This is a genomic window from Leclercia barmai (assembly GCF_049312895.1).
Taxonomy (GTDB): Bacteria; Pseudomonadota; Gammaproteobacteria; order Enterobacterales; family Enterobacteriaceae; genus Enterobacter; species Enterobacter barmai.
This window is the reverse complement of sequence record NZ_JBMNWZ010000009.1, coordinates 47808-73094: the sequence shown is the minus strand read 5'-3', so window position 1 is coordinate 73094 and position 25287 is coordinate 47808. Positions and strand designations below refer to the sequence as shown.

23 protein-coding genes are annotated in these 25287 nt (G+C 57.4%); 12 read left to right on the top strand and 11 right to left on the bottom strand.

The annotated features are described in order from the left end of the window. Positions 1-23: 23 nt before the first annotated feature. The 5 genes from ACOYA6_RS21995 to ACOYA6_RS21975 all read left to right on the top strand — a co-directional run bounded on the left by ACOYA6_RS21995 (position 24) and on the right by ACOYA6_RS21975 (position 6293). Positions 24-572 carry a helix-turn-helix domain-containing protein gene (locus ACOYA6_RS21995; protein ID WP_039032164.1) on the top strand — a complete coding sequence of 183 codons (549 nt, stop codon included), beginning with the start codon at positions 24-26 and terminating at the stop codon, positions 570-572. 21 nt (positions 573-593) lie between these two features. Continuing rightward, the gene (locus ACOYA6_RS21990) at positions 594-1589 is read left to right on the top strand and encodes a LacI family DNA-binding transcriptional regulator (protein WP_422655420.1); all 996 of its coding nucleotides are present in this window, start codon (positions 594-596) and stop codon (positions 1587-1589) included. A gap of 104 nt (positions 1590-1693) precedes the next feature. Continuing rightward, a complete protein-coding gene (locus tag ACOYA6_RS21985; protein ID WP_422655419.1) occupies positions 1694-3817 on the top strand; it encodes an alpha-galactosidase in 2124 nt (707 codons plus the stop codon). Between the two features lie 44 nt (positions 3818-3861). Further along, positions 3862-5127, top strand: coding sequence for an MFS transporter (locus tag ACOYA6_RS21980; protein ID WP_422655418.1), 1266 nt, complete (start codon positions 3862-3864; stop codon positions 5125-5127). A gap of 446 nt (positions 5128-5573) precedes the next feature. Then, on the top strand, positions 5574-6293 hold the full coding sequence (locus ACOYA6_RS21975) for a hypothetical protein (RefSeq protein WP_422655417.1): 720 nt from the start codon (positions 5574-5576) through the stop codon (positions 6291-6293). 38 nt (positions 6294-6331) lie between these two features. On the opposite strand, the gene rhaM is transcribed toward ACOYA6_RS21975, so the two are convergent. The 9 genes from rhaM to rhaB all read right to left on the bottom strand — a co-directional run bounded on the left by rhaM (position 6332) and on the right by rhaB (position 16233). Then, positions 6332-6646, bottom strand: coding sequence for an L-rhamnose mutarotase (gene rhaM, locus ACOYA6_RS21970; RefSeq protein WP_039032160.1), 315 nt, complete (start codon positions 6644-6646; stop codon positions 6332-6334). Continuing rightward, positions 6643-7791: a lactaldehyde reductase gene (fucO, locus tag ACOYA6_RS21965; RefSeq protein ID WP_138370904.1), complete on the bottom strand. Its 1149-nt coding sequence runs from the start codon at positions 7789-7791 to the stop codon at positions 6643-6645. The genes rhaM and fucO overlap by 4 nt, the downstream gene beginning before the upstream one ends. A gap of 99 nt (positions 7792-7890) precedes the next feature. Then, positions 7891-8895: an ABC transporter permease gene (locus ACOYA6_RS21960; protein WP_039032158.1), complete on the bottom strand. Its 1005-nt coding sequence runs from the start codon at positions 8893-8895 to the stop codon at positions 7891-7893. Then, positions 8892-9896 (bottom strand): ABC transporter permease, encoded by a 1005-nt coding sequence (locus tag ACOYA6_RS21955; RefSeq protein WP_039032157.1) that lies wholly within the window; start codon positions 9894-9896, stop codon positions 8892-8894. Before ACOYA6_RS21955 ends, ACOYA6_RS21960 begins: the two co-directional genes overlap by 4 nt. Then, the gene (locus ACOYA6_RS21950; RefSeq protein WP_039032156.1) at positions 9896-11398 is read right to left on the bottom strand and encodes a sugar ABC transporter ATP-binding protein; all 1503 of its coding nucleotides are present in this window, start codon (positions 11396-11398) and stop codon (positions 9896-9898) included. The genes ACOYA6_RS21955 and ACOYA6_RS21950 overlap by 1 nt, the downstream gene beginning before the upstream one ends. Positions 11399-11512: 114 nt before the next feature. Then, positions 11513-12499: a rhamnose ABC transporter substrate-binding protein gene (rhaS, locus tag ACOYA6_RS21945; RefSeq protein WP_032615332.1), complete on the bottom strand. Its 987-nt coding sequence runs from the start codon at positions 12497-12499 to the stop codon at positions 11513-11515. Positions 12500-12580: 81 nt separating this feature from the next. Beyond that, on the bottom strand, positions 12581-13411 hold the full coding sequence (gene rhaD / locus ACOYA6_RS21940; RefSeq protein ID WP_223075630.1) for a rhamnulose-1-phosphate aldolase: 831 nt from the start codon (positions 13409-13411) through the stop codon (positions 12581-12583). 96 nt (positions 13412-13507) lie between these two features. Continuing rightward, the gene (rhaA, locus tag ACOYA6_RS21935; RefSeq protein WP_039032154.1) at positions 13508-14767 is read right to left on the bottom strand and encodes an L-rhamnose isomerase; all 1260 of its coding nucleotides are present in this window, start codon (positions 14765-14767) and stop codon (positions 13508-13510) included. Further along, positions 14764-16233 (bottom strand): rhamnulokinase, encoded by a 1470-nt coding sequence (rhaB, locus tag ACOYA6_RS21930; RefSeq protein ID WP_422655416.1) that lies wholly within the window; start codon positions 16231-16233, stop codon positions 14764-14766. The genes rhaA and rhaB overlap by 4 nt, the downstream gene beginning before the upstream one ends. Before the next feature lie 303 nt (positions 16234-16536). On the opposite strand from rhaB, the gene rhaS (ACOYA6_RS21925) reads away from it, so the two are divergent. The 7 genes from rhaS (ACOYA6_RS21925) (at position 16537) to ACOYA6_RS21895 (ending at position 23080) form a co-directional block, all read left to right on the top strand. Beyond that, positions 16537-17373 (top strand): HTH-type transcriptional activator RhaS, encoded by an 837-nt coding sequence (gene rhaS / locus ACOYA6_RS21925; protein ID WP_139563840.1) that lies wholly within the window; start codon positions 16537-16539, stop codon positions 17371-17373. A 74-nt stretch (positions 17374-17447) separates the two neighbouring features. Continuing rightward, positions 17448-18296, top strand: a complete 849-nt coding sequence (rhaR, locus tag ACOYA6_RS21920) for an HTH-type transcriptional activator RhaR (RefSeq protein WP_139563839.1) — start codon at positions 17448-17450, stop codon at positions 18294-18296. A gap of 185 nt (positions 18297-18481) precedes the next feature. Next, positions 18482-19102 carry a superoxide dismutase [Mn] gene (gene sodA / locus ACOYA6_RS21915; RefSeq protein ID WP_422655415.1) on the top strand — a complete coding sequence of 207 codons (621 nt, stop codon included), beginning with the start codon at positions 18482-18484 and terminating at the stop codon, positions 19100-19102. A 76-nt stretch (positions 19103-19178) separates the two neighbouring features. Beyond that, complete coding sequence (gene yiiM / locus ACOYA6_RS21910) at positions 19179-19853, top strand: 6-hydroxyaminopurine reductase (protein WP_422655414.1); 675 nt, start codon at positions 19179-19181, stop codon at positions 19851-19853. A 183-nt stretch (positions 19854-20036) separates the two neighbouring features. Next, positions 20037-20741, top strand: coding sequence for a UTRA domain-containing protein (locus tag ACOYA6_RS21905; protein ID WP_039032148.1), 705 nt, complete (start codon positions 20037-20039; stop codon positions 20739-20741). 6 nt (positions 20742-20747) lie between these two features. Then, entirely contained in the window at positions 20748-21704 is a 957-nt protein-coding gene (locus ACOYA6_RS21900; RefSeq protein ID WP_039032147.1) for a sugar phosphate isomerase/epimerase family protein, read from the top strand. Between the two features lie 125 nt (positions 21705-21829). Next, on the top strand, positions 21830-23080 hold the full coding sequence (locus tag ACOYA6_RS21895; protein ID WP_156126925.1) for an MFS transporter: 1251 nt from the start codon (positions 21830-21832) through the stop codon (positions 23078-23080). A 43-nt stretch (positions 23081-23123) separates the two neighbouring features. Here the strand turns inward: ACOYA6_RS21895 and cpxA are convergent, their stop codons facing one another. Together cpxA and cpxR are read right to left on the bottom strand one after the other, a co-directional pair. Continuing rightward, on the bottom strand, positions 23124-24497 hold the full coding sequence (cpxA, locus tag ACOYA6_RS21890) for an envelope stress sensor histidine kinase CpxA (RefSeq protein WP_039032145.1): 1374 nt from the start codon (positions 24495-24497) through the stop codon (positions 23124-23126). After that, the gene (cpxR, locus tag ACOYA6_RS21885; RefSeq protein WP_039032144.1) at positions 24494-25192 is read right to left on the bottom strand and encodes an envelope stress response regulator transcription factor CpxR; all 699 of its coding nucleotides are present in this window, start codon (positions 25190-25192) and stop codon (positions 24494-24496) included. The genes cpxA and cpxR overlap by 4 nt, the downstream gene beginning before the upstream one ends. Positions 25193-25287: the final 95 nt, after the last annotated feature.

Sequence of the window (25287 nt, the reverse complement as noted above, 5' to 3'; positions counted from 1 at the left end):
ATAACAGTAAAAGAGGCCGTTTTATGACGCAGCCAATTAGCGTGATCGCCAAAAGTCTGGTGCGAGAACGCATGCGAACCGGGCTTTCACTGGCGGAAATTGCCCGTCGTGCCGGGATCGCCAAATCCACACTCTCGCAGCTGGAGTCCGGCAACGGCAATCCCAGCCTCGAAACCCTGTGGTCGCTGTGCGTGGCGCTGGATATCCCCTTTGCCCGTTTGCTTGAACCTCATCAGCCTGCCACCCAGGTTATCCGCCTCGGCGAAGGCACCAAAGTGGTGGCTGAACAGGCAAACTATGAGGCAATTTTACTGGCGGCCTGCCCGCCGGGCGCCCGACGCGATATCTACATTCTGATGGCCCAGCCCGGCGCCGACCGTATCTCGCATCCGCACCCGCCGGGTTCGGTCGAACATATTATTGTGATGAAGGGGCGGGCGCTGATTGGCCTGATCGACGCACCCGAGGAACTGGGGCAGGGGGACTATATTTGCTATCCTGCCGACCAGGCGCACATCTTCAAAGCCCTTGAGCCCGATACCTATGCGCTCATGGTGTCGGAACAAAACTAATACCCAAAGACACGGATAATCATGTCGCTTAAAGCCATTGCTAAAGAACTGGGACTGTCGGTAACGACGGTAAGCCGCGCCCTCAACGGCTATTTTGACGTTTCCAGCGAGACGCGCGCCCGCGTGGAGGCCGAAGCGCAGCGACGTGGCTATCGGCCGAACACCCTTGCCCGCCGTCTGAAGATGGGCAAGATCGACGCCGTGGGGCTGGTCTTTCCGGTCCATCCCGTTCCGCTCAATAACAGCGTTTTTATGGAGATGGTCGGCGAAATTAGCCACGAGTTAGCGCGACATGAGATCGACTTACTGCTGATTGCCGACGACGACCTGGCCGACAAGCACAGCTATATGCGCATGGTGCAAAGCCGTCGCGTGGATGCGCTGATTGTGGCGCACACGCTCGATAACGATCCGCGTCTCGAACAGTTGCAGGCCGCCGGGTTCCCCTTCCTGGCGCTCGGTCGTAGCCATCTGCCGGAGCCCTACGCCTGGTTTGATTTTGATAACTATGCGGGCACCCACACCGCCACCCAGCGTCTGATTGCGCGCGGGCATCAGCGCATCGCCTACCTGGGGGAAAGCCACAATCAGGCGTTCATCACCCAGCGCCGTCAGGGCTACCTTGATGCCCTGAAAGAGGCGGGACTCTCCAGCGAATGGCTGCGCACCATGCCGCCTTCACGCCGCGCGGGCTACACCACCACGCAGGAACTGCTGGCGCTGGATGTCCCGCCGACGGCGATCGTCACCGACTGCAACACCCACGGCGATGGCGCGGCGATGGCGCTGGCGCAGATGGGGCGTTTAACCGGCGAGCACGCCGTATCGCTGGTGGTCTACGATGGCCTGCCGCAGGACAGCATTGTCGATATCGACGTGGCGGCGGTGATCCAGTCCACTCGTCAGGGGGTGGGCAAGCAGATTGCCGACATGGTGCTGCAGCTGATTAACGGCGGCGAACTCAGTCAGCTGCAGGTGCTGTGGCAGCCGGAATTCTCTCCGGGCCAGACGGCATAATTTTCCCCAATTTCTAAAGCCGATCACAAAACCGAAACGTTTTGGTTTGTATCCGAAACGTTTCGGATCAAAACTCAGGATATCCCGATGACAGGAGATGTCCGATGCAAGAGGCTATTTTACGACTGGCGAGCGAAACGGTGGATGTGGTGATCAAAACCCACCCGTTCGCCGAAATTCTTTACTGGGGACCCCACCTTCGCCACTTTTCGCCGCAGGATGCGGCCACGCTTTCCCGCCCGGTTGCCAACGGTAGACTGGACGTTGACTCGCCGGTTACACTGATGGCGGAGCTGGCCCACGGCCTGTTTGGCGCGCCGGGCATTGAAGGCCACCGCCAGGGGCTGGATGGTTCGCCGAAGTTCAGTACCGTTGCGGTATCGCAGCAGGGGCAAACCCTGACCCTAACCGCCGAAGACCAAAATGCCGGTCTGCGTCTGACCAGCGAGATTGCCCTTGATGACAGCGGCGTGCTGGCCGTTCGCCACGGTCTGACCAATCTCAAAAGCCAGCCGTGGCAGGTTGAGCGCCTGGCCGTCACCGTGCCGCTGGCGGAACGCGCCCGGGAAGTGATGGCGTTTCATGGCCGCTGGATCCGCGAGTTCCAGCCGCATCGCCTGCTGCTGGAGCACGACAGCTTTGTTATCGAAAACCGCCGGGGGAAAACCTCCCACGAACATTTCCCGGCGCTGATTAGCGGCACGCCGGGTTTCAGCGAAATGCAGGGCGACGTCTGGGGCGTGCATCTGGGCTGGAGCGGCAACCATCGCCTGCGCGCCGAGGCCAAAACCGATGGCCGTCGTTATCTGCAGGCCGAAGCGCTTTATCTGCCGGGTGAGATGGCGATTAGCGAGGGCGAAACGCTCTGGACGCCACGCCTCTACGCCAGCTACTCCGCGCAAGGGCTGAACGGCATGAGCCAGCAGTTCCACCGCTATCTGCGCAGCAACATCATTCGCTTCCCGGAGAACAAACCGCGCCCGGTGCATCTCAACACCTGGGAGGGGATCTACTTTAATCACGATCCTGAGTACATCATGCGCATGGCCACCGAGGCGGCTTCGCTGGGCGTCGAGCGCTTTATCATTGATGATGGCTGGTTTAAGGGGCGTAACAATGACCAGGCCGCGCTGGGCGACTGGACTCTCGACGAGCAAAAATACCCCAACGGCCTAACGCCGGTGATTAACCATGTGAAAGATCTCGGGATGGAGTTTGGTATCTGGGTCGAGCCGGAGATGATTAACCCCAACTCCGATCTCTACCGCGCGCACCCGGACTGGGTGCTGGCCCTGCCGGGGTACGAACAGGCCACCGGACGCCATCAGTGGGTGCTGAACCTTAACATTCCTGCCGCCTTCAACTACCTTCTGGAGCGGATGAGCTGGCTGCTGGGTGAGCATAAGATTGACTATGTGAAGTGGGACATGAACCGCGAGCTGGTGCAGCCGGGGCATAACGGCAAGGCCGCCGCCGATGCCCAGACCCGACAGTTCTACCGCCTGCTGGATGCTCTGGGCGAGCGCTTCCCGCACGTGGAGTTTGAATCCTGCTCCTCCGGCGGGGGACGTATCGACTATGAAGTGCTGACCCGCTGCCATCGCTTCTGGGCGTCCGACAACAACGACGCCCTGGAACGGAATACCATCCAGCGCGGCATGAGCTACTTCTTCCCACCGGAGGTGATGGGCGCGCATATCGGTCATCATAAATGCCACGCCACCTTCCGCCAGCACAGCATCGCCTTCCGCGGCCTGACGGCATTGTTCGGGCATATGGGGCTGGAGCTGGACCCGCTCGCCGTGGACGAGCAGGAGCGCGAGGGCTACCGGCACTATGCGGCGCTGCATAAGCAGTGGCGCGAGGTGATCCATCGCGGCACCCAGTGGCGCATGGATATGCCCGACAGCACCACCCTGGCGCAGGGGATCGTGAGCCAGGATCAGGCCCAGGGGCTGTTTCTCGTCAGCCAGATGGCGATGCCGGATTACACCCTGATGATGCCGCTGCGCATGCCGGGACTGGCGGCCAACGCCCGGTACCGCATCACGCTGCTGGATCACCCCAATATCCGCCTGACCGGCGAAGGGGGACATACCATGCGCAAGCTGCCGGCCTGGATGGAGGCACCGCAAACGGTGAGCGGCGAATGGCTGATGCAGGCGGGGCTGGCGCTGCCGGTTCTGGATCCGGAAACCGCCATTCTGATTGGCGTTGAACGCGTATAAGGGCAATGGGCCGGGCAAGCGGCCCTGAGTTGAGGATAAAAATAATGAACACGACTGCCTGTACCCACAAAGACAATCCGAACTTTTGGATTTTCGGATCGTTCTTCTTTCTCTACTTCTTCATCATGGCCACCTGCTTTCCGTTCCTGCCGATCTGGCTGTCGGATATCATCGGCCTGAATAAAACCCATACCGGGATTGTCTTCTCCTGCATCTCGCTCTCCGCCATCTCGTTCCAGCCGGTGCTGGGCGTGGTGTCCGACAAGCTGGGGCTGAAAAAACACCTTTTGTGGATCATCGCGGTGCTGCTGTTTCTGTTCGCGCCGTTCTTCCTCTACGTTTTCGCTCCCCTGCTGAAAACCAATATCTGGCTCGGGGCGCTGAGCGGTGGGCTCTATATCGGCTTTGTCTTCTCGGCGGGATCGGGTGCTATCGAGGCTTACATCGAGCGCGTGAGCCGCAACAGCTTCTTTGAATACGGCAAGGCGCGCATGTTCGGCTGCCTGGGCTGGGGACTGTGCGCCTCGACGGGCGGCATCCTGTTCGGCATCGATCCTTCGTATGTGTTCTGGATGGGGTCCGCCGCGGCGCTGGTGCTGATGGTGCTGTTAGTGGTGGCAAAACCGAAGCCCAACCAGACCGCCCAGGTGATGAACGCATTAGGCGCTAACCAGCCGCAGATCACCGTCAGAACGGTGATTAACCTGTTCCGCCAGCGCAAAATGTGGATGTTCATTTTGTATGTGATTGGCGTGGCCTGCGTGTATGACGTCTTCGATCAGCAGTTCGCCACCTTCTTTAAAACCTTCTTCGCCACGCCGGAGGCGGGCACGCGGGCGTTTGGTTTTGCAACCACCGCGGGCGAAATCTGTAACGCCATCATCATGTTCTGCTCGCCGTGGATCATTAACCGCATTGGTGCGAAAAATACGCTGCTGATTGCCGGACTGATTATGGCGACGCGCATTATCGGGTCTTCATTTGCCACCACCGCCGTGGAAGTGGTAGCCCTGAAGATGCTGCACGCGCTGGAAGTGCCGTTCCTGCTGGTGGGCGCATTTAAGTACATCACCGGGGTGTTTGATACCCGGCTGTCAGCGACCATCTACCTGATTGGTTTCAACTTTGCCAAGCAGCTGGCGGCGATCTTCCTTTCCGCCTTTGCCGGGAATATGTATGACCGGATCGGCTTCCAGGATACCTATCTGATGCTGGGCTGTTTTGTGCTGGCGATTACGCTGGTGTCGGCGTTTACGTTGAGCGGTAAGCGGGAGATCGCGGCGCGTAGTAATACGGTGGAAGCAAATTAACGTAAGCCCCTGAAAAATTTGCGGCCCGCGAAAACGACGAAACCCACCGGAGGTGGGTTTCATAAATCGCTTTGCCTATGATGTACGCAACTAGAACCTATTAAAGGGGAAGTAGACAGTACAGGCTGTTGGGAGCAGATACTATAGGGCCATGGATCCACCGTCAACCCTTTCTTCAAGTATATGGTATGCTTCGGCCCATTGTTATGGGAGCAAGAATAAATGCCGCAAGCTACTCATTATAAACCGATTATTTCATTGATCTCATCAATACGTCTTGATAGTTATCGAACTACTTTTCGTCCAGTTGATGAATGTGAACTTTACGGTATTTATATCTGGTCTCAGCATGCGGCAGCTTCTATTTATCTTATCCGCTCCTACAAAACCTTGAGATTTCTTTAAGAAATGCCGTTGATAGAGAAGCCAGGGCAAGATTTGGTGACATGTGGTGGGAAAAAATTCATAGCAATAAAGTTTGCGATGAATGTCATTTCCATAAAAACATCGAAAAGGCGAAAGATTGTCTAAACCGTGAATGGCGCAAAAAAGAGATGAGACGCAGGCGAGGTACACGCGCACCGGCACAACCTGTGCCGGACTGGACTCACGATCAGATCATTGCATCAACGGATTTCAGCACCTGGCATTATGTATTAAATAATGAATACAACACCCCTGCACCGCGAGAAAACCCGCTCTATTTGTGGCCAAAATCATTGAGTAAGGTGTTTAAGAACTACGCCAGAATCAACACGAATCCCCAAAAGGTCAGAAAAGAGCTGATCGATATCATCTTTGAACTGAGAGAGTACAGAAACCGTATATCCCATCATGAACCTATATGGGTTAAAGCGCCTAATGTTAATGATGCAAGAACAGCCATCGATACGATAAGAGTCAAGATAAACAAGATTGAACTTGTCATTGAAGCCCTTGATATCAATCTTCTGAATGTCATGAGAAAGGTAGGGCTGTTTGAGAATGCCAGACGTGTTTGTTCAGTAGAAGAACTCGATATTTATCGCTATATCAAACCCTATTGTGCGTTATCGCCCGAGCAGATCTCAGTCATTGAGCAGCACTGTCGTGATGCAAAAGAAAAAAACGAAACCATCATATGGGAACATAATGCCGCTGTTTATGGGCTCAGGACAGTACGCTAAACGCAGGTGATACTTGCCTTGTATCACCTGCATTATTGTTACGCTAAATAAAACACCTCTTTCAGCCCGGCGCTCACCGGGCTGTTATCCGGGTTAGAGGGCATCACTTCTCCCATATATTTCCACCAGCGCTGGCAGACGTCGGTGTTCGCCACCGCATTCCAGCGCTCTTCCGATTCAATCTCCACCGTGGCAAACAGCAGGTTACGCTCTTTATCGAGCCAGATGGCGTAGTGGTGTGCGCCGTGGTCTTTCAGCACCGCTTCCAGTTCTGGCCAGATCGGATTGTGGCGACGTTCGTACTCCTCGTGTGCGTCAGGGTTTACCTGCATCACAAAGGCTTTGCGGATCATAATGCCTCCAGATAGAGTTCGCGCACCTCGTCGCGACTGGCGCTGCGCGGGTTGCAGGGGGCGCAAGGATCGGCGAGGGCTTTGTCGAGCCAGCCTTCGATATCGGCTTTGGTCACGCCCAGCTTGCTGAAGCCGGACGGGATCCCGACGCGGGTGCTCAGGGCGCGAATGGCGTTGATCGCCTCCATGCTGGCGGCTTCGTCGCTCATGTCGCGGGTATCCACGCCCATCGCCTGCGCCACGCGGGCAAAGCGTTCTACGGCGTTAGGGCGGTTAAAGTTTTCGATGATCGGCAGCAGGATGGCGTTGCAGACGCCGTGCGGCAGGTTGTGCGTGGCACCCGGCTGGTGGGCCAGGGCATGCACCAGCCCCAGACCGGCGCTGTTAAAGGCCATCCCCGCCAGATACTGGCCGAAGGCCATCTGCTCCCGTGCCACGAGGTTGTGGCCGTTGTTGACCGCCTCCGGCAGCCAGTGAGCGATGAGGCGAATCGCCTCCAGCGCGTTGGCGTCGGTGAGCGGGTGGGCGCCGACGGAGACATAGGCCTCGATGGCGTGGGTCAGGGCATCCATGCCGGTGGCTGCCGTCACGGCGGCCGGAATATCGAGCATCACGCTGGCGTCATCCACGGCAATGTCCGGGATAATGTTCGGGTCGATGATCACCTCTTTGACCTGACGCGCCGAATCGATGATCACCGCGTTGCTGGTCATCTCTGCCGCCGTGCCTGCAGTGGTGTTGATCGCTACCAGCGGCACGCCGGGGTTGAGCACTTTGCCGACGCCGGAGTAAGCGGTAGACGGACCAGGATTGGCGGTGAGGATCTTAATCGCCTTGGCGGTGTCGATCGGGCTGCCGCCGCCGAAGGCAATAATGTAATCACACTGCCCATCCTGAAACGCGGCAAAGCCCTGCTGCACCAGCGCTTCCGTCGGGTTCGGGAACACCGCGTCAAACAGGTGATAAGACATCTGCTGCGCGTCGAGGGCGGTAAACAGGCTGTCGAGCAGGCCCATTTTCACCAGCTGACCGTCGGTGACAATCAGCGCGGTGCCCCACTGTTTGTTCGCCACCAGCTTAACCATATCCCCGATTGCGCCTGCGCCGTGCAGGCTGATTTTCGGCAGCGCCAACATAAAGCTCATGATAATTCTCCTTAATTACGGTGATTTTTATGCCCGGCGGCGCTGCGCTTGCACGGGCCTACGGTTCGTAGGCCGGGTAAACGCAGTGCCACCCGGCATTTAGATCCGTCTTCGCTGCATAATCCGGCGGGTGATAATCGGCAGGGAGATCACCACAATCAGCATCGCGCCGATAATCACCGACATCACGATGCCCGGCACGTTGAGCAGGCTCAGGCCGAAGGTGACCAGCCCCATCAGGAAGGCGGCGATAATCACGCCCACCATGCTGCCGGAACCGCCGAGAATATTGACCCCGCCGAGCACCGCCATGGTCACCACCGCCAGCTCCCAGCCCATCGCAATGGTCGGGCGGGTACTGCCCAGACGCGAGGTGAGCAGCACCGAGGCCAGCCCGGCCATCAGCCCCACCAGGGCAAAGAGGATCAGGTTGTGACGCTTGACGTTGATGCCGGAATACCATGCTCCGGTCGGGTTATTGCCGATGGCGTAGGTGCGACGCCCGAAGTTGGTTTTGTGCAGCACGAAGGCGAACACCGCCCCCAGCACGATAAACAGCGCGAACTCAAACGACAGCGCACCCCAGACGTACCCCTGGCCAAACCAGGCGAAGCTCTCCGGCCAGGTGTTTAACGCCTGGTCGCCCAGCAGGATGTAGGTGATGCCGCGATAGAGGCTCATGGTGCCGATGGTGATGACAATCGACGACAGGTTGAAGCGGGTCACCAGCAGACCGTTGAACAGCCCGCACAGCAGGCCTACGCCTAACCCCACGCAGACCAGCAACGGCGTATCCAGCCCGGCGGCCGCGCAAAAGCCCATCACCGTGGAGCTGAGTGCGATGGTGGAGGCCACCGACAGATCAATTTCACGGGCGATAATCAGCATCGCCATGGGCAGCACGATGATCGCTTTCTCGGTGAAGTTGAACGTGGCGTCCGACAGGTTCCAGATATTAAGGAAGTAGGGGGAGGCCAGCGCGTTGACCACGAACACGGCCAGGGTGACCGCCAGCAGAAAACCTTCCCAGCACAGCAGGCGCTGGAAAATGCCCGACGCAGCGGGCGTATTTTTGATCTCTTCAGACGTCATAATTTTACTCATGATCTCACCGCCTGTTTTTGACGTGCCAGCGCCGCATCGCGCAGGATCAGCCGTCCTTTGCGTTTGTTGCCGCGTTCATTGAGCAGCACCGCAATCACAATCACCGTCCCGGAAATCGCCATCTGCCAGAACGGCGACACGCCAATTACCGGCAGGGCGTTGTTGATGACCCCAAGGAACAGCGCGCCGCACAGGCAACCTAACACCCGGCCCGTACCGCCCATGGTGCTGATGCCGCCAATCACGCAGGCCGCCACCACCTGAAGCTCGAAGCCGTTCGCCACATCGACATAGGCCACCGCGAAGCGCGAGATCCACAGATAGCCGCAGAACCCGGCCAGCGCCCCGGAGAGGCAGAAGCTGACGAACTGCATTTTGCCGGCGTTGATCCCGGTGTAGTACGCCGCCGTGGCGTTACCGCCCGCGGTGTAGAGCGCGCGTCCGGTACGGCTGTAGCGCAGGAAATAGCCCACCAGCAGCAGGGCGGCAATGGCGCACCAGCTCAGTACCGGTAACCCCAGCACCGACGCACGCGGCAAGCCGAGAAAATCAGCCCCCATCTGGTTAGAGTTGACCCAGCCGCCGCCGGAGAGCAAAAAGATGATCCCGCGGTAGATGCTCATGGTGCCGAGCGTCACCACAATCGCAGGAATGCCCATCTTCCACACCAGCAGGCCGTTGATGACGCCCATCAGCAGGCCCAGAGCGGTGGCCAGGATCAGCAGCACCCAGACCGGCACCTCGGGATAGTTAAAGTTGATCAGGGCGACAATCATCCCGGTCAGGGCCAGGTTTGCCGCCATCGACAGGTCGATGCCTTTGGTCAGCAGCACCATCATCTGCCCCAGAGCGAGAATGACCAGAATCGAGGTGTCGTTAAACATCTCCACCAGGTTGCCCGGGGCGATAAACGACGGGACGCGGGTGCCGATGGCGATGACCATCAACACGATCACCGCCGCCAGCAGCGCTTCGCGGTGTTTAAGCAGTTGTTGCACCATTATGCGGCCTCCTGTCTGGCACCGCTGGCGGCGCTGACGATGGTTTCCGCCGTCGCGCCCCCCGCCTGGTATTCCGCCACCATTAACCCTTCATGCATGACGATAATTCTGTCGGCCATGCCCATCACTTCCGGCAGTTCGGAGGAGACCATGATCACCGCCAGCCCCTGACCCACCAGCTCGGACATAAACTGGTGCACCGCCGCCTTGGAGCCGATATCGATCCCTTTGGTCGGTTCATCGAGAATGATGACGTCCGGGTGGGTCGCCAGCCATTTGCCGATCACCACTTTCTGCTGGTTGCCGCCGGAAAGGGTCTCCACCGCCTGTTTCCAGCTAAAGGCTTTCACCTGCAGGCGTTTGGCGTATTCGTCCGCCAGCTGCCACTCGCGATCGTCGTTCAGCACGCCGTTGGCGTTGAGCTTGCTGAGCTGCGGCAGGCTGATGTTCTGCGCAATCGACAGCTCAATAATCGCCCCCTGCTTCTGGCGCTCTTCCGGTACGCAGACGATCCCGGCTTTGATGGCGTCCGCCGGCTGGCGGAAATGCTGTTCTTTACCGTTCAGCACAATGCTGCCGGAAGAGGGGCGCGAAACGCCGGAGAGCGCCTGCATCAGTTCGGTACGTCCGGCGCCCACCAGCCCGTAGAAGCCGAGGATTTCGCCTTTGCGCAGGGTAAAGGAGATCCTGGCGAACTCGGTCGGATGGCAGAGATCCTTCACCTCCAGCACGGTGTCGCCTTTCTCGCATTCCACTTTCGGGAAGGTCTGGGTTATCGCGCGGCCCACCATCATCGCCACCATCCGCTCTTCGGTGATGTCGTTGATGGCCCCGGCGCCGACAAACACGCCGTCGCGCAGGATGGTGTAGTGATCCGCCAGCTCAAAAATCTCGTCGAACTTGTGGGAGATAAACAGGATGGCTTTTCCCTCCTGCTTTAAGCGTTCGACGATCTGGTAGAACTCGAGGATTTCGTGCTGGGACAGGGCGGCGGTGGGTTCATCGAGGATCACCACCTGGGCGTCAAACGACAGCGCCCGGGCGATCGCCACCATATGCCGCTGGGCGATGCTCAGGGTTTTCAGCGTCGCGCGCGGATCAATCTGCACCTCCAGACGGGTGAGGATCGCCTGCGCCCGGCGGTGCATCTCCGGCCAGTCGAGCTTTTTGAAAATGCCTTTATAGAGGTACTGGCCGACAAAAATGTTTTCGGTGACCGACAGCTCATCGAAAAGCACGGTCTCCTGGTGAATGGCGGTAATGCCCACCTTATGCGCCGAGTCAGGGGTCGGCAGTTGAATAGGGATCGCTTTATAGAGGATTTCACCCGCGTCGGGCTGGTAAATGCCGGTCATCACTTTGACCAGCGTCGATTTGCCCGCGCCGTTTTCACCGATCAGGGCGGTGACTTTGCCGGGCCAGAGCTCAAGCTGCACGTTCTCAAGGGCGCGCACGCCAGGGAAAACCTTAGTGATGCCGTTAAGCGCCAATAATGGGGTCATGATAGTTCTCCAGAAATTCCATTACCCCTCACCCTAACCCTCTCCCCAAAGGGGAGAGGGAACAATTACACCCTCTCCCCTATGGGGAGAGGGCCGGGGTGAGGGGCGAAGTTGTTAGAAGATTTTCGAGAACTTATCAATATTGCTGGCATCGTAAACAAACGGCTCAGCCATGGCGCCGCTGCCGTCGGCATCCAGCTTCACTTTGCCCAGTTTGCCCATGCTGGCTTCCTCTTTGGTTGCCGTGCCTTTCACCAGGTCATCCGCTAAGTAGGTAGCGGCATACCCGAGGTCGATCGGGTTCCAGATGGCGAAGCTCTTGCTGGCGCCGGATTTCACCGCGCCGGCCATCTCAGACGGCAGCCCTAAGCCGGTGACATACACCTTGCCGATTTTGCCCTGATCTTTCACCGCCTGCGCCGCCGCCACGATGCCCACCGACGACGGCGAGACGATCACTTTCAGGTCCGGGTAGGTTTTCAGCAGGCCCACCGCTTCGCGGTAGCTCTTGTCAGAGAGATCGTCGCCATAGGCCACGGTCACCAGATTGACGGACGGGTACTGCGGCAGCACCTTTTTCATCTCGGCAATCCAGGTGTTCTGGTTGGTGGAGGTTGGCGTGGCGCTCAGCACCGCCACGTCGCCTTTTTCCACGTTCAGCGCTTTCAGCGCCTCAGCTGCCAGCTTGACGTTGGTCTCGCCAATCAGCGCGTTGTTAGACGGGTTGAGGTGGATCTGGCGACCGGCTTTCGCCACGCCGGAATCCCACGACACCACTTTGATCCCGCGCTGCATCGCTTTTTTCAGCACCGGCACCACGGCATCAGGATCGTTGGCGGAGATTGCGATCGCATCCACGCCCTGGGCGATCAACCCGTTCAGCACTTCGATCTGGGCTTCGGCGGTGGTGGTCGTCGGGCCGGTATAGATCACTTTGACATCACCCAACTCTTTGGCTGCCTCCTGGGCACCCACGTTTGCCGCTTCGAAGAAGCCATTACCTAACGATTTCGCCACCAGGGCGATTTTCACTTCAGCTAAAGCAGAACCGGACAACGCCAGGGCGGCAACGGTGAGGATCAAGCTTGTCTTTATTTTCATTGCTTTTACTCCACTTAATTGAGTTTTGTAGGGTTTGCAGGTGTAGGTTCGCCCCGTCCCGATGAGCGGGGCGCGATGTTCTTATTTGTACAGATCTAACGCTGACTGCACAGGGTTAACGCCAAAGCGTTTGCCCAGCGCAATCAGTTCTTCCCGGGTGATGGTCTGCTTCATGCCACCCATCGAATAGACTTTTACCAGCACTTCGGCAGACTTCTCGGCAGTGTCGATCAGACCAAAGGTCTCATCCAGCGTCGGGCCGCTGCCGAACACGCCGTGGAACGGCCACAGCACCAGGGAGCGTTTTTGCATCTCGGCCGCCGTGGCTTCGCCGATTTCGTCGGTACCCGGCACCATCCACGGCAGAATGCCTACGCCATCCGGGAACACCACCAGACACTCGGTGCTGCCTTCCCACAGCTGGCGGGTGATGACGTCTGAGTTGTTCTCCAGTACAAAAGTCAGGGCGATCAGGTTGGTGGCGTGGCAGTGCATGATCACGCGATCTTTCCCATTGGTGGCTTTGATACGCTCGCAGTGGGAGAGGAAGTGGGACGGCAGTTCAGAGGTTGGTACCGCTTCGTCAGTCAGCCCCCAAAGAATGTGGTAGCCCGCGCCGTCGCTGTCCACTTTTACCACCCCTAAATTCGCGGTGGGGTCGAGCTGCACGTTGCGGAAGAATTTGCCGGAACCGGTGACGATAAACGGCGTGTTGGCGAGCAGCGGCATCGGCTGGCTCAGGGCGATGTAGCGCGGTTTGGCGTGGAAATCCGCCTCAAACGGGGCGATATCCGCTTCATCCAGGCGCAGCGTCAGGTTGCCGCCGTTGCGCTCGTCCCAGCCTTTCAGCCAGGCGTCGGAGGTGGCTTTGATCATGCCCTGGACGAACCAGGATTGAGTGATGGTCTGCATTCTGTGTTTCCTTTGAAAATGCCCGGCGGCGCTTCGCTTGCCGGGCCTACAGCTAAACGTAGGCCGGGTAAGCGAAGCGCCACCCGGCAATGTTGTTTACTTGCGAATTCTGAGAACGTCCTGCTCGTACGCCCGGACGTTATCCAGCCACTGGCTGCCCGCCGGGGCATCGTTACGCTGGCAGTACATCTCCCATACCGCCTGCCACGGCAGTGATTTTTGCTCTTCCAGCAGGGCCAGGCGCGAGGTGTAATCGCCTGCGGCTTCCAGCGCGCGCAGCTCGGCGGTAGGCTCCAGCAGGGCGCGCAGCAGGGCTTTTTTCATGTTGCGGGTGCCGATAACCCATGCCGCGATGCGGTTGATGGAGGCGTCGAAGAAGTCGAGGCCGATGTGCACCCGGTCGAACAGGTCATGGCGGATAATCTCGCTGGCGATGGCCTGGGTTTCGTCATCCAGCAGCACCACGTGGTCGCTGTCCCAGCGCACCGGGCGGCTGACGTGCAGCAGCAGGTGCGGCACGTACAGCATCGCGGCGGAGATCTTGTCGGAAATCACTTCGGTTGGATGGAAGTGACCCGCATCCAGGCACAGCGCGGTCTGGCGGCTGGTGGCGTAACCCATGTAGAACTCGTTAGAGCCGACGGTGTAGCTTTCGGCGCCAATGCCGAACAGCTTGCTCTCCACGGCGTCGATGTGGTGCGCCGGGTTGAGTTTTTCGCTGATGATTTCATCCAGCGCCGCCAGCAGACGCTGACGCGGGGCGAGACGGTCAACGGTAATGTCTTTCATTCCGTCCGGGATCCAGATGTTCATCACCGACGGGGTGCCCAGCTGCTCACCAAAGTACGCCGACACGCGACGGCTGGCCTTCACGTGGTCAATCCAGAACTGGCGGATCTCGTCATCGGCGTGGGCGAGGGTGAACCCGTCGGCGCTCAGGGGATGCGAGAAGCAGGAGGGGTTAAAATCCAGCCCCAGCTTGTTGGTTTTCGCCCATTCAACCCAGTTCTTAAAATGTTCCGGCTTGATGGCATTACGCTCGACGGGCTCGTCGGACTCCAGATAGATGGCGTGCAGGTTCAGGCGTTTCGGGCCCGGGATCAGGCTCAGGGCCAGCTCCAGATCGGCACGCAGTTCGGCGGCGTTACGCGCCTTGCCCGGATAGTTACCGGTGGCCTGGATCCCGCCGGTCAGCGCGCCGCCCGGGTTCTCAAAACCGGCGACGTCGTCGCCCTGCCAGCAGTGCATAGAGACGGGCAGACGGTCGAGCTGACGCAGAGCCTCCTCGACATCCACGCCCACGGCGGCGAAACGCTGTTTAGCCAGTTCCCAGGCTTGTTCAAGTTGAGTGGTCATGCGCAAAGCTCCTTAGTCGGTCGTTGTTGCTGAAACTGCGCCTGGTAGCGGGCAATCTCATGATCGGGATTCGGGTTAAAGGTGGTCAGGCCGTAGTTGCCGGTCACCACCTGGCGGAACTGGTCGACGTTGGTCAATTCATCGAGAGTCATCAGCTGGATGCCGATATTGCCGAGGGTCGAGGCCTCAACCGGCCCGGCTAACACAGGAATGCCGCAGGCGTCGGCGCACAGCTGGTTGAGCAGCTGGTTCTGGCAGCCGCCGCCGACAATGTGCAGCTCGCTGAACGGCTTCCCGCGCAGGGTTGCCAGCTCGTTCAGCACCTCGGCATACAGCAGGGCGAGGCTGTCGAAGATGCAGCGCGCCAGTTCGGCGGCGCTCTCCGGCACCGGCTGGGCGGTGTCGCGGCAGGCGGCCTGGATCTCGGCGCTCATGTTGGCCGGGTTGATAAAGCGGTCGTCGTTAGGGTTGATCAGGAAACGGCACGCCGGCAGGGCTTGCGTCTCGCTAATCAGGGTCGCCAGGTCGCTGATGCGTTGCTCCTTCAGCACCCGCTGCAGCAGCCACAGGCCCATAATGTTTTTCAGCACCCGGTAGCGACCCTCTGCGCCGCCCTCGTTGGTGATGTTGGCCGCCAGGGCGCGCTCGCTGGTGTAGGGGGTTTTGCTCTCAAAGCCCATCAGAGACCAGGTGCCGGAGGAGAGATACGCCGCATCCTTTGAGGCCAGCGGCGCGGCAATCACCGCGCTGGCGGTATCGTGGCTGGCGACGGCGACTACCGGGATGGCATGTTTCTGCGGGCAGATCCAGTGACCAATCACATTGCCCGGATGGGTCGGGGTGCCAAACCAGTCGCGCGGCGCGCCGGTCCAGCGGAGCAGGTTCTCGTCCCAGTTATCGGAATTAATGTTCACCAGCTGGGTGGTGGTGGCGTTGGTATATTCCCAGTTCATCTGGCCGGTGAGGCGGTAGCTAAAGTAGTCCGGGATCAGCAGGGCGTGGGCGACGTTCGCCACCAGCTCCGGCTGCTGTTCCACCAGGGCGCGCAGCTGATAGAGCGTATTAAAGGGCAGGAACTGAATGCCGCTGCGGCCATAGATCTCCGCTTTGCCGAGCTGCTCCAGGGCGTGGGTCATCACTCCGTCGGTGCGGTCATCGCGGTAGGAGACCGGCAGGCCCACGCGCTGGCCGTTGCTGTCCAGCAGCACGTAATCCACGCCCCAGGTATCAATCCCGATGCTGTCGATGCGAATGCCTTCTTCACATACCTTATTCAGCCCGGCGCGGATCTCCGCTTCCAGAGTGTCGATATCCCAGCAGTCAAAACCATCCTGCTTTTGCAGGCAGTTAATGAAACGGTGGATTTCGCGAAGCACAAGCGTGCGCTCCTCGCGTTGGTAGCTTGCCAGCATCACCCGGCCGCTGGAGGCACCTAAATCGACAGCCACGCAATGGCGGAAAGTCATGGTCCGATCCTTATTGAAGTCATTGCCGGTGAGTGTAAAAAAGGGAAGGGAAAGCGACCTTCTTGCCAGTGACAGCGCATTTCAGGCGCTGGCAAGAATTCAAAGATGAACGTGAGAGAGTTCACAATTTCGGTTTTTAGCGGCAAAAACAGGCGGTGTGACGGTGTCCGCATTTCCGGATCTTTCCCGCCGTTTCTTGAAAAAGCGACAGGGTTTGCGCCATTTGCTGTCGAAAATTTAAGGTGAGCCGGGGAACCCTAAATTACTATTTTGAGAACTCTTATCATCTGGTGGTGACCCGTTATGACCGTACTGCACAGCGTGGATTTTTTCCCTTCAGGCCACTCGCCTGTGGCGATTGAGCCGCGGCTGCCCCAGGCTGCGTTTCCGGAACATCATCATGATTTTCATGAGATTGTGATCGTGGAGCACGGGACGGGCATCCATGTCTTCAACGGACAGCCGTACACCATCAGCGGCGGGACGGTGTGCTTTGTGCGCGATCACGACCGGCACATGTACGAACATACCGACAACCTGTGCCTGACTAACGTGCTCTATCGCTCTCCGGAAGCGTTCCAGTTTTTGTCGGGATTAAACCAGCTGTTGCCTCAGGAGCAGGATGGCCATTATCCGTCACACTGGCGGGTAAACCAGTCCACGCTGCAACAGGTGCGTCAGCTGGTAAGCCAGATGGAGCAGTCGGAAGAGGGCCAGGAGACCCACGCCCTCGCCAGCCGTGAAATCCTGTTTATGCAGCTGCTGGTGCTGCTGCGCCGGGGCAGTCTGGTGGAAGGGGCCGCGAATAACGACGCCCGGCTCAATCAGCTGATGGCCTGGCTGGAAGATCACTATGCGGAAGATGTCTGCTGGGAGACGCTGGCGGATAACTTCTCGCTGTCGCTGCGCACCCTGCATCGTCAGCTGAAACAGCACACCGGCCAGACGCCCCAGCGCTACCTGAACCGTCTGCGGCTGATCAAAGCCCGCCATCTGCTGCGTCATACCGATGATAGCGTCACGGATATCGCCTATCGCTGCGGTTTTGGCGACAGTAACCACTTTTCGACCCTGTTTCGCCGGGAGTTCAACTGGTCGCCGCGCGATATTCGCCAGGGCCGGGATGCCTCCCTTCAGTAACGCGAGGAAAATCACCGTTTTATTGCCGCAAAGCGGGTAATAATGTCAGGTTATTCCCCGGTAGAGGTTGTGACGTGGCAGGACAGTTGATTCTTCGCAGAGCCGATTTTTTTGCATCCGCTGCTCAGGCCGTCGCGGTGGCGGACCGCTATCCGCAAAATGTCTTTGCCGAACACACCCATGATTTCTGCGAGCTGGTGCTGGTGTGGCGCGGCAACGGCCTGCATATCCTCAACGATCGCCCTTATCGCATCACCCGCGGCGACCTGTTTTATATCCGCGCCGAGGACAAACACTCCTACGCCTCGGTGAACGATCTGGTGCTGCAGAACATCATCTACTGCCCCGACCGGCTGAAGCTCAACGTGGACTGGGGGGCCAACATCCCCGGCTTTCTGAATGCCCGCGGCGCGGCGCACTGGCGGCTCGGCAGCAACGGCATGGCTCAGGTGCGCCAGGTCATCGCCCAGCTGGAGCAGGAGAGCCTGAAGGACGACCCTCATGCGTTTGAACTGGCGGAACTGCTGTTTGCCCAGCTGACCATCATGCTCAGGCGCTACCGCTACGCCCCGGATAACCCCGAAGCCAGCGAGCCGGAAGCGCTGCTGGATAAGCTCATCACCGCCCTTTCCGGCAGCCTGAACCGCAGCTTTGTACTGGAGAAGTTTTGCGAGCAGGAGCAGTGCAGCGAGCGCGCCCTGCGCCAGCAGTTTCGTACCCAGACCGGCATGACGGTCAACCACTATCTGCGCCAGTTGCGCATCTGCCATGCGCAGTATCTGCTGCAGCATACCGAACTGATGGTCAGCGAAGTGGCCATGCAGTGCGGCTTTGAGGACAGCAACTACTTCTCGGTGGTGTTTAACCGCGAAGTGGGGATGACGCCGGTTCAGTGGCGGCATCGCAGCCATAACGCAGCGTAATAGAATATTCACCAACCCCCTGAGTTCTCCGCACGCCCCGCCAGATCAGTGACATAACGAAAAGTTATAACCTTATTAAAACTACGGCATTGATAAACATTTTCAATATCATTTAATTAACTATAATGAACCAACTGCTTACGCGGCATTAACACGTTTGCCGCCCGACAATAATGGAGATGATTATGAGCTATACCCTGCCATCCCTGCCGTACGCTTACGACGCCCTTGAGCCGCATTTCGACAAGCAGACGATGGAGATCCATCACACCAAACACCACCAGACTTACGTTAACAACGCCAACGCGGCGCTGGAAAGCCTGCCAGAATTCGCCAACCTGTCTGCTGAAGAGCTGATCACCAAACTGGAGCAACTGCCAGCTGACAAGAAAACCGTACTGCGTAACAACGCGGGCGGCCACGCTAACCACAGCTTCTTCTGGAAAGGCCTGAAAACCGGCACTACCCTGCAGGGCGACCTGAAATCCGCTATCGAGCGCGACTTCGGCTCCGTTGAGAACTTCAAAGCTGAGTTCGAAAAAGCGGCTGCTACCCGTTTCGGCTCTGGCTGGGCGTGGCTGGTTCTGAAAGGCGACAAGCTGGCGGTAGTTTCTACTGCTAACCAGGACTCCCCGCTGATGGGCGAAGCGATCTCTGGCGCATCCGGTTTCCCAATCGTGGGCCTGGACGTGTGGGAACACGCTTACTACCTGAAATTCCAGAACCGTCGCCCGGACTACATCAAAGCCTTCTGGGACGTTGTAAACTGGGACGAAGCTGCGGCACGTTTCGCTGCTAAAAAATAAGGTTGCAAAGCCTTCTGTGAGAAGCGAGTCTGATGACTCGCTTTTTTTATACCCACAATCTGCACAAGGAGCCGCGATGGACTATCCCGTTAATGTATTCACCGGAAAAATAAGGGACTACGAGGGTAGCCGCCCGAGCGCGATTGCCAAACTGCAGGTTGATGGCGAACTGACGTTAACCGAGCTGGGTCTGGCGGGCGATGAGCAGGCGGAAAAGAAAATCCACGGCGGGCCAGAGCGCGCGCTGTGTCACTATCCGCGCGAGCATTATCAGCACTGGGCGAGCGAATATCCCGCTCAGGCCGATCTGTTCGTCGCTCCGGCGTTTGGCGAAAACCTGTCAACCGAGGGGCTGACGGAGAAGAACGTCTTTATCGGCGATATCTTTCGCTGGGGCGAGGCCCTGATCCAGGTGACCCAGCCGCGTTCCCCTTGCTTCAAGCTCAACTTCCATTTCGGCATTAACGACATGGCCACGCAAATGCAGAACGCGGCGAAAACCGGCTGGCTCTATCGCGTGGTGCTGGCAGGGCAGGTATCGGCGGATGCGCCGCTGACGCTCGTCTCCCGCCTGAGCGACGTATCGGTGCATGATGCCTGCGCCATCGCCTGGCATATGCCCTTTGATGACGAACAGTATCAGCGCCTGCTGTCTGCGGCGGGTCTGTCGACCAGCTGGACGCGAACCATGCAGAAGCGGCGTCTTAGCAACAAGATCGAAGACAATTCCCGGAGATTGTGGGGTAAGTAGGTTCTCCTTCCTGCATTTTCTCTTCTCTGATGGGGGCGACCTGCCCCCACGCCTGCTGCCCCTCTTCCTGCGCCATTCTTGATACCTGGCCCACAAAAAAAGTGTTGGTTTCGTAAAAAAACTTGAGAATTATTCCGGCTCAAATATCTTATGATCAAATTGGTTTAAACCAGATTGGTCGAGATGAAAGAGAAAAACTACGTGGATGTCCTCAGAGAGCGTTTCGAACGCTGGCTGAGCGAACAGAACTTACCGGCAGGCTCCAAATTACCGTCCGAGCGTGAGCTTTGCGAACTGCTCGACGCAAAACGCATGACCCTGCGCCAGGTGCTAATTGAGCTTGAAGTGGATGCGCGGATATTCCGCAAGAATCGCAGCGGCTGGTTTATTTCCGCTAAGCGCTTTATCTATAACCCGAAATCGCTCTCCAGTTTTAATGCTGAGGCCCGGGCGCAGGGGCGCAATCCCTCCTGGGGCTATTTATCCAGAGAGAGCGTCGACAGCGTGCCGCATCACGTGGAAAACGTTTTTCCTGCGTCAGGCGACCGCTATCGGGTGACGGGATGGTGTGGACTGGATGAACATAAAGTCTTCTACCATGAGTCTTATATCGACGCGCAAACCGCGCCGGATTTTATTCATAAACTGGATAACCACGCGTTTGCCAGAATATGGGAAGACGAATTTGGTCACGCCCTGACCATTAAAGAGATGATCTTCAAGCCGGTTAATTTGCCGGAAATGGCCTGTAAAGAGCTCGGGGTTGCGCCGAACACCTACGGTATTCTGGTGGAAAAACATCGTGCGACCCGTGACAAAAAAGTGGTTCAGGTTGACTTTGAATACTGGCGTCTTGAATCAGTGGAACTGGTTATTCGTGAGGAGTGAGAAAAAATGGAAAAGAGTGAACAAAAGCGACTTGCTGAACGTGCCAGAAATATTCCTCTTTATTTGCACGCCTATGCTTTTCATTTAAATATGCGCTACGAGCGTATTCTTCCTGGCGATCTGCTGGATATTGCTCATCAGCAAAAATTAAAGGGGGTGAAAATTCATGTCGAAGATGGAGAAACGCAGTCTCTGCAAAATATAAACGACCAGCAGTTACAGAATTTTAAAGAGAAGGCCCAGGGCTACAAGCTGGATATCCATATTGAAACCAGCGCCTCGGATAAAGCGACGCTCGATGATGCGATCCGCATCGCCCGGGCGACGGGCGCTACCTCGGTGCGCTTTTATCCGCGCTATGAGGGCTATCTGAACGAGGTGCTGGATAAAATCGCCGGTGATATCGCTTATTTATCGCAGTTCGATGACTGCGGCCTGAGCTTTACCATCGAGCAGCACGAAGATTTACAGGGCCATGAGTTGGTAGCGCTGGTGAAAAACAGCGGCATGAAGAACCTCTCTATTCTGTTCGACTTTGGCAATATGATTAACGCCAATGAGCAGCCGCTTGCGGCATTAGAGGTGATGTCGCCGCTGATCACTCAGGTGCATATTAAAGACGCGCGATGTCTGAAAGAAGGAAAAGGCTGGGGACATGAAGCCTGCCGTACCGGACAGGGTGATTTACCCATTGAAGAGATGCTGAAAAGATTATTACTTTTAGGGGAAGAAGCACCCCAGGTGACCTCATTCGGCCTTGAAGAAGAGGTTGAGTATTATGCGCCTGCCTTCCGTTTCGATGATGAAGGGAATAATCCGTGGATCCCATGGCGAAATGCGAGCTATACACCGCTGCCGGATAGCGCGCTGGTGGATGCGCGTCTTGCCGAGGAAAAAGAGCACGCCCTTTCACAAATCCATTTTATTCGTAACCTGTGTGATAAATTTATAAATAGCAGATAACTTTTTATATTAAATAACGATGGGGCAGGAAGGCTATTCCATATCTGGACTGGCTTTGGATCTTTATATTCATTTTTTGATTGGGAATAACTTCTCAACCTACAGTGAGGGTGTTTATTATGTTCATGAATAAATGGGCACGGCTCTGCTTTTTGATTTTAGGCGGCGGCACCATATTTAAACTTTCCAGCATGAAAGATGTTTTTTATGTGCCAATGCAGAGCGACTGGGGCTTAACCAATACGCAAATCGGTTTGAGTTTCACGGTCTATACCATTGTACAAACCACCGGGCTTTTTCTCTCGCTGTATATTGCCGATCGCTATTCCAAAAAAATCCTTCTGCCTTTTGGTTTAATCGGCGTGGGGCTGTGCGGCCTCTATTTATCCACGCTGCCCTCGTTTACCGGGTATTTAATCTGCTTTGCGGCGATGGCCTTTTTCGCCGACGTGGTGTACTGGCCGGTATTGCTGAAAGCGGTACGTCTGCTGGGGACGCAGGAGGAGCAGGGGCGCATGTTTGGCTTCCTGGAGGCCGGGCGTGGCGTGGTGGACGTTATCGTTGCCTCCGGGGCGCTGTTTGTCTTTGTTCACTTCGGTGAAGGCAAAGCGGGCATGCAGGCGGGGCTGCTGTACTACACGCTGATTACCCTTGCCGCCGGCGTAATCACCTACTTCATTGTCGATGACGATAAGGTCAAGGGCGGTGAAAACAGCAGTGCCAACATGGAAGTGTTAAAGGGCATCAAGCATATTCTCTCCTGCACCAACGTCTGGCTGGCCGCGTTTGGCATTTTCTTCGTCTACGCCGCCTACTGCGGGCTCACTTACTTCATCCCGTTCCTGAAAGATATCTACATGCTGCCGGTGGCTCTGGTGGGTGCCTACGGCATCATCAACCAGTATGCCCTGAAGATGGTGGGGGGACCGGTGGGCGGCTTCCTGGCGGACAAAGTGGCTAAATCGCCAACCGTCTATCTGAAGTGGACGTTCCTGATTGCCGCCGCGGCGATGATTGTCTTTATGCAGCTGCCTCACCAGTCGATGAACGTCTATATCGGGATGGCGGCAACGCTGGGGTTCGGGGCGATTATTTTCTCTCAGCGCGCCATTTTCTTTGCACCGATGGACGAGATCGGCACACCGCGTGAATATGCCGGATCGGCGATGGCCTTCGGCTGCATTATCGGTTACATGCCCGCCATGTTCGCCTATACGTTATACGGCTGGCTGCTCGACACTCACAGCGGGATCGCGGGCTACAACTATGTCTTTAGCGTGATGATTGGGTTCAGCCTGATGGGCTTTGCCTGCTCCACGCTGCTGGTAAGGCGGATCAAAAAGCAGAAGCTCGCGGCAGTGACTGCAGAAGTTTAAGGCAGGACATCCCCGGCAATAGCGCTATTGCCGGGGATACGCGTCAGGAACGTTTGTAGAGCGGCAGCCAGAGGGTTAAGCGTAATCCCCCCAGCGGGCTGTCGTCCGCTTTGACCCAACCGCGGTGCTGCTGCATGGCGGTCTCAACAATCGCCAGACCGAGGCCGGTGCCGCCAGATTCACGGTCGCGGGCTTCGTCGGTACGGTAGAACGGACGGAAAATCTGCTCACGATCTTCCGGGCTGACGCCAGGACCATCGTCATCCACGTTAATGGTGATGCCGTCTTTATCCACCGAGAACGCCACCTCGATTTTGGTATGCGAATAGCGCAGGGCGTTACGAACGATATTCTCCAGCGCGCTTTCCAGCGTGTTGGGGTTACCGTACAGCGGCCACGGGCCCGGCGGGAAGTTGACGGTGAAGGATTTCCCCATCTGCTCCGCTTCGAATGCCGCGTTATCCAGCACCTCATGCCAGAGGTGGTTGGCTTTCACCGTTTCGCTGACCAGGGCGTTTTTCTGCTGATTGCGCGACATCACCAGCAGGTCGTTGATCATGCTGTCCAGACGGTGCGCTTCCGTTTCGATACGCTCCAGCTCCTTGCTCTCACCGCTGCGACGACGCAGCAGGGCGGTACCCAGCTGCAGGCGCGTCAGCGGAGTGCGCAGTTCGTGGGAGATGTCCGAGAGCAGGCGCTGCTGGGTGGTCATCATCCGCTCCAGCGCCGTTACCATCTGATTAAAGCTGGCACCCGCCGCCAGGAACTCCTGCGGCCCGGCTTCCAGCTCAGGATGCTGTCGCAGGTTGCCCTGCGCCACTTCATCCGCAGCGTTTTTCAGTTTGCGAGCCGGCTTCGCCAGACTCCAGGCGAGCCATAACAACAGCGGTGAACTCACCAGCATGGTGACAATCAGCAGCAACAGCGGGCGGTCGAACAGCAGGTTGATAAAGTCGGACTGGGAACTGCTCGCCGGGCGAATCAGGTAGAGCTGGTAATTATCCTCCCCGTCATTGACGGAGAACGGCCCCACCATCTCCACACGACCGTATTTCTTCTTCTGCGGATGATCGGCATTATCGGCCTGGCCAATGAAGTTACGGATGATCTGCATTTCATTGCGGTCCGCACCAATCACACGGCCTTCGCTGGTGACCAGCAGCAGGCGCTGCCCGGGAGGCGCCCATTTTTCAATCGCGCGAAACAGCCTGCGCCACCACATCAAATCGTTGGGCGGATCGATGGCCAGCTCTGCTTCTACGTGTTGCTCGATCATCACACCCTGACGTTGCTCGCTGTCGAGGAGCTCCGTCATCTGGCGTGAGTCGAGTTTTGGCAACATCAAAACCAGCATTAAAACCAGTGCCAGCGTCAGCCAGAAAATGGCGAAGATGCGGGCGGTTAAGCTGCCTATCATGAAGCGGAAACCATCAGATAACCGCGTCCACGCAGGGTTTTAAACCACGGGTGACCGTCTTTGCGTTCCGGCAATTTACGGCGCAGGTTGGAAATGTGCATATCAATGGCGCGGTCGAAAGGCGTCAGGCGTTTACCCAGCACTTCCTGGCTCAGATGTTCACGCGATACCACCTGGCCGAGATGCTGTGCCAGCAGGTAGAGCAGGGTGAATTCGGTGCCGGTCAACTCCAGCGCCTGGCCGTCAAAGCTGGCTTCCTGGCGGCCTGGGTTCAGGCTCAGGGAGTCCACTTCGAGCGTTGGTGAGCCGTTGTCGGTGTTCTGCTGCTGCTCGCTCCAGTGGGAACGTCGCAGGATCGCACGTATACGGGCAACCAGTTCGCGGTCGTTAAAAGGTTTAGGCAAATAGTCATCCGCGCCCAGCTCAAGGCCGAGTACGCGGTCAAGTTCGCTGCCGCGTGCGGTCAGCATAATGACAGGTGTCTGGTGTGTCTGGCGCAGCTCTTTAAGGGTGTCGATACCGTTTTTCTTCGGCATCATGACGTCGAGCAAAAGCAAGTCGATGCTATCGTCGAGTAGACTCAGCGCCTGTTCCCCATCATGGGCAACCGACACGTCAAAGCCTTCCATGTCGAGCAACTCCTTTAAAAGGGATGTCAGCTCTCGGTCATCATCAACTAACAGGATTTTATTCATTGTTTAAATACCTCCGAGGCAGAAATTACGTCATCAAGGCTCTCTAATCCATGACTTTACGTTGTTTTACACCCCCTGACGCATGTTTGCAGCCT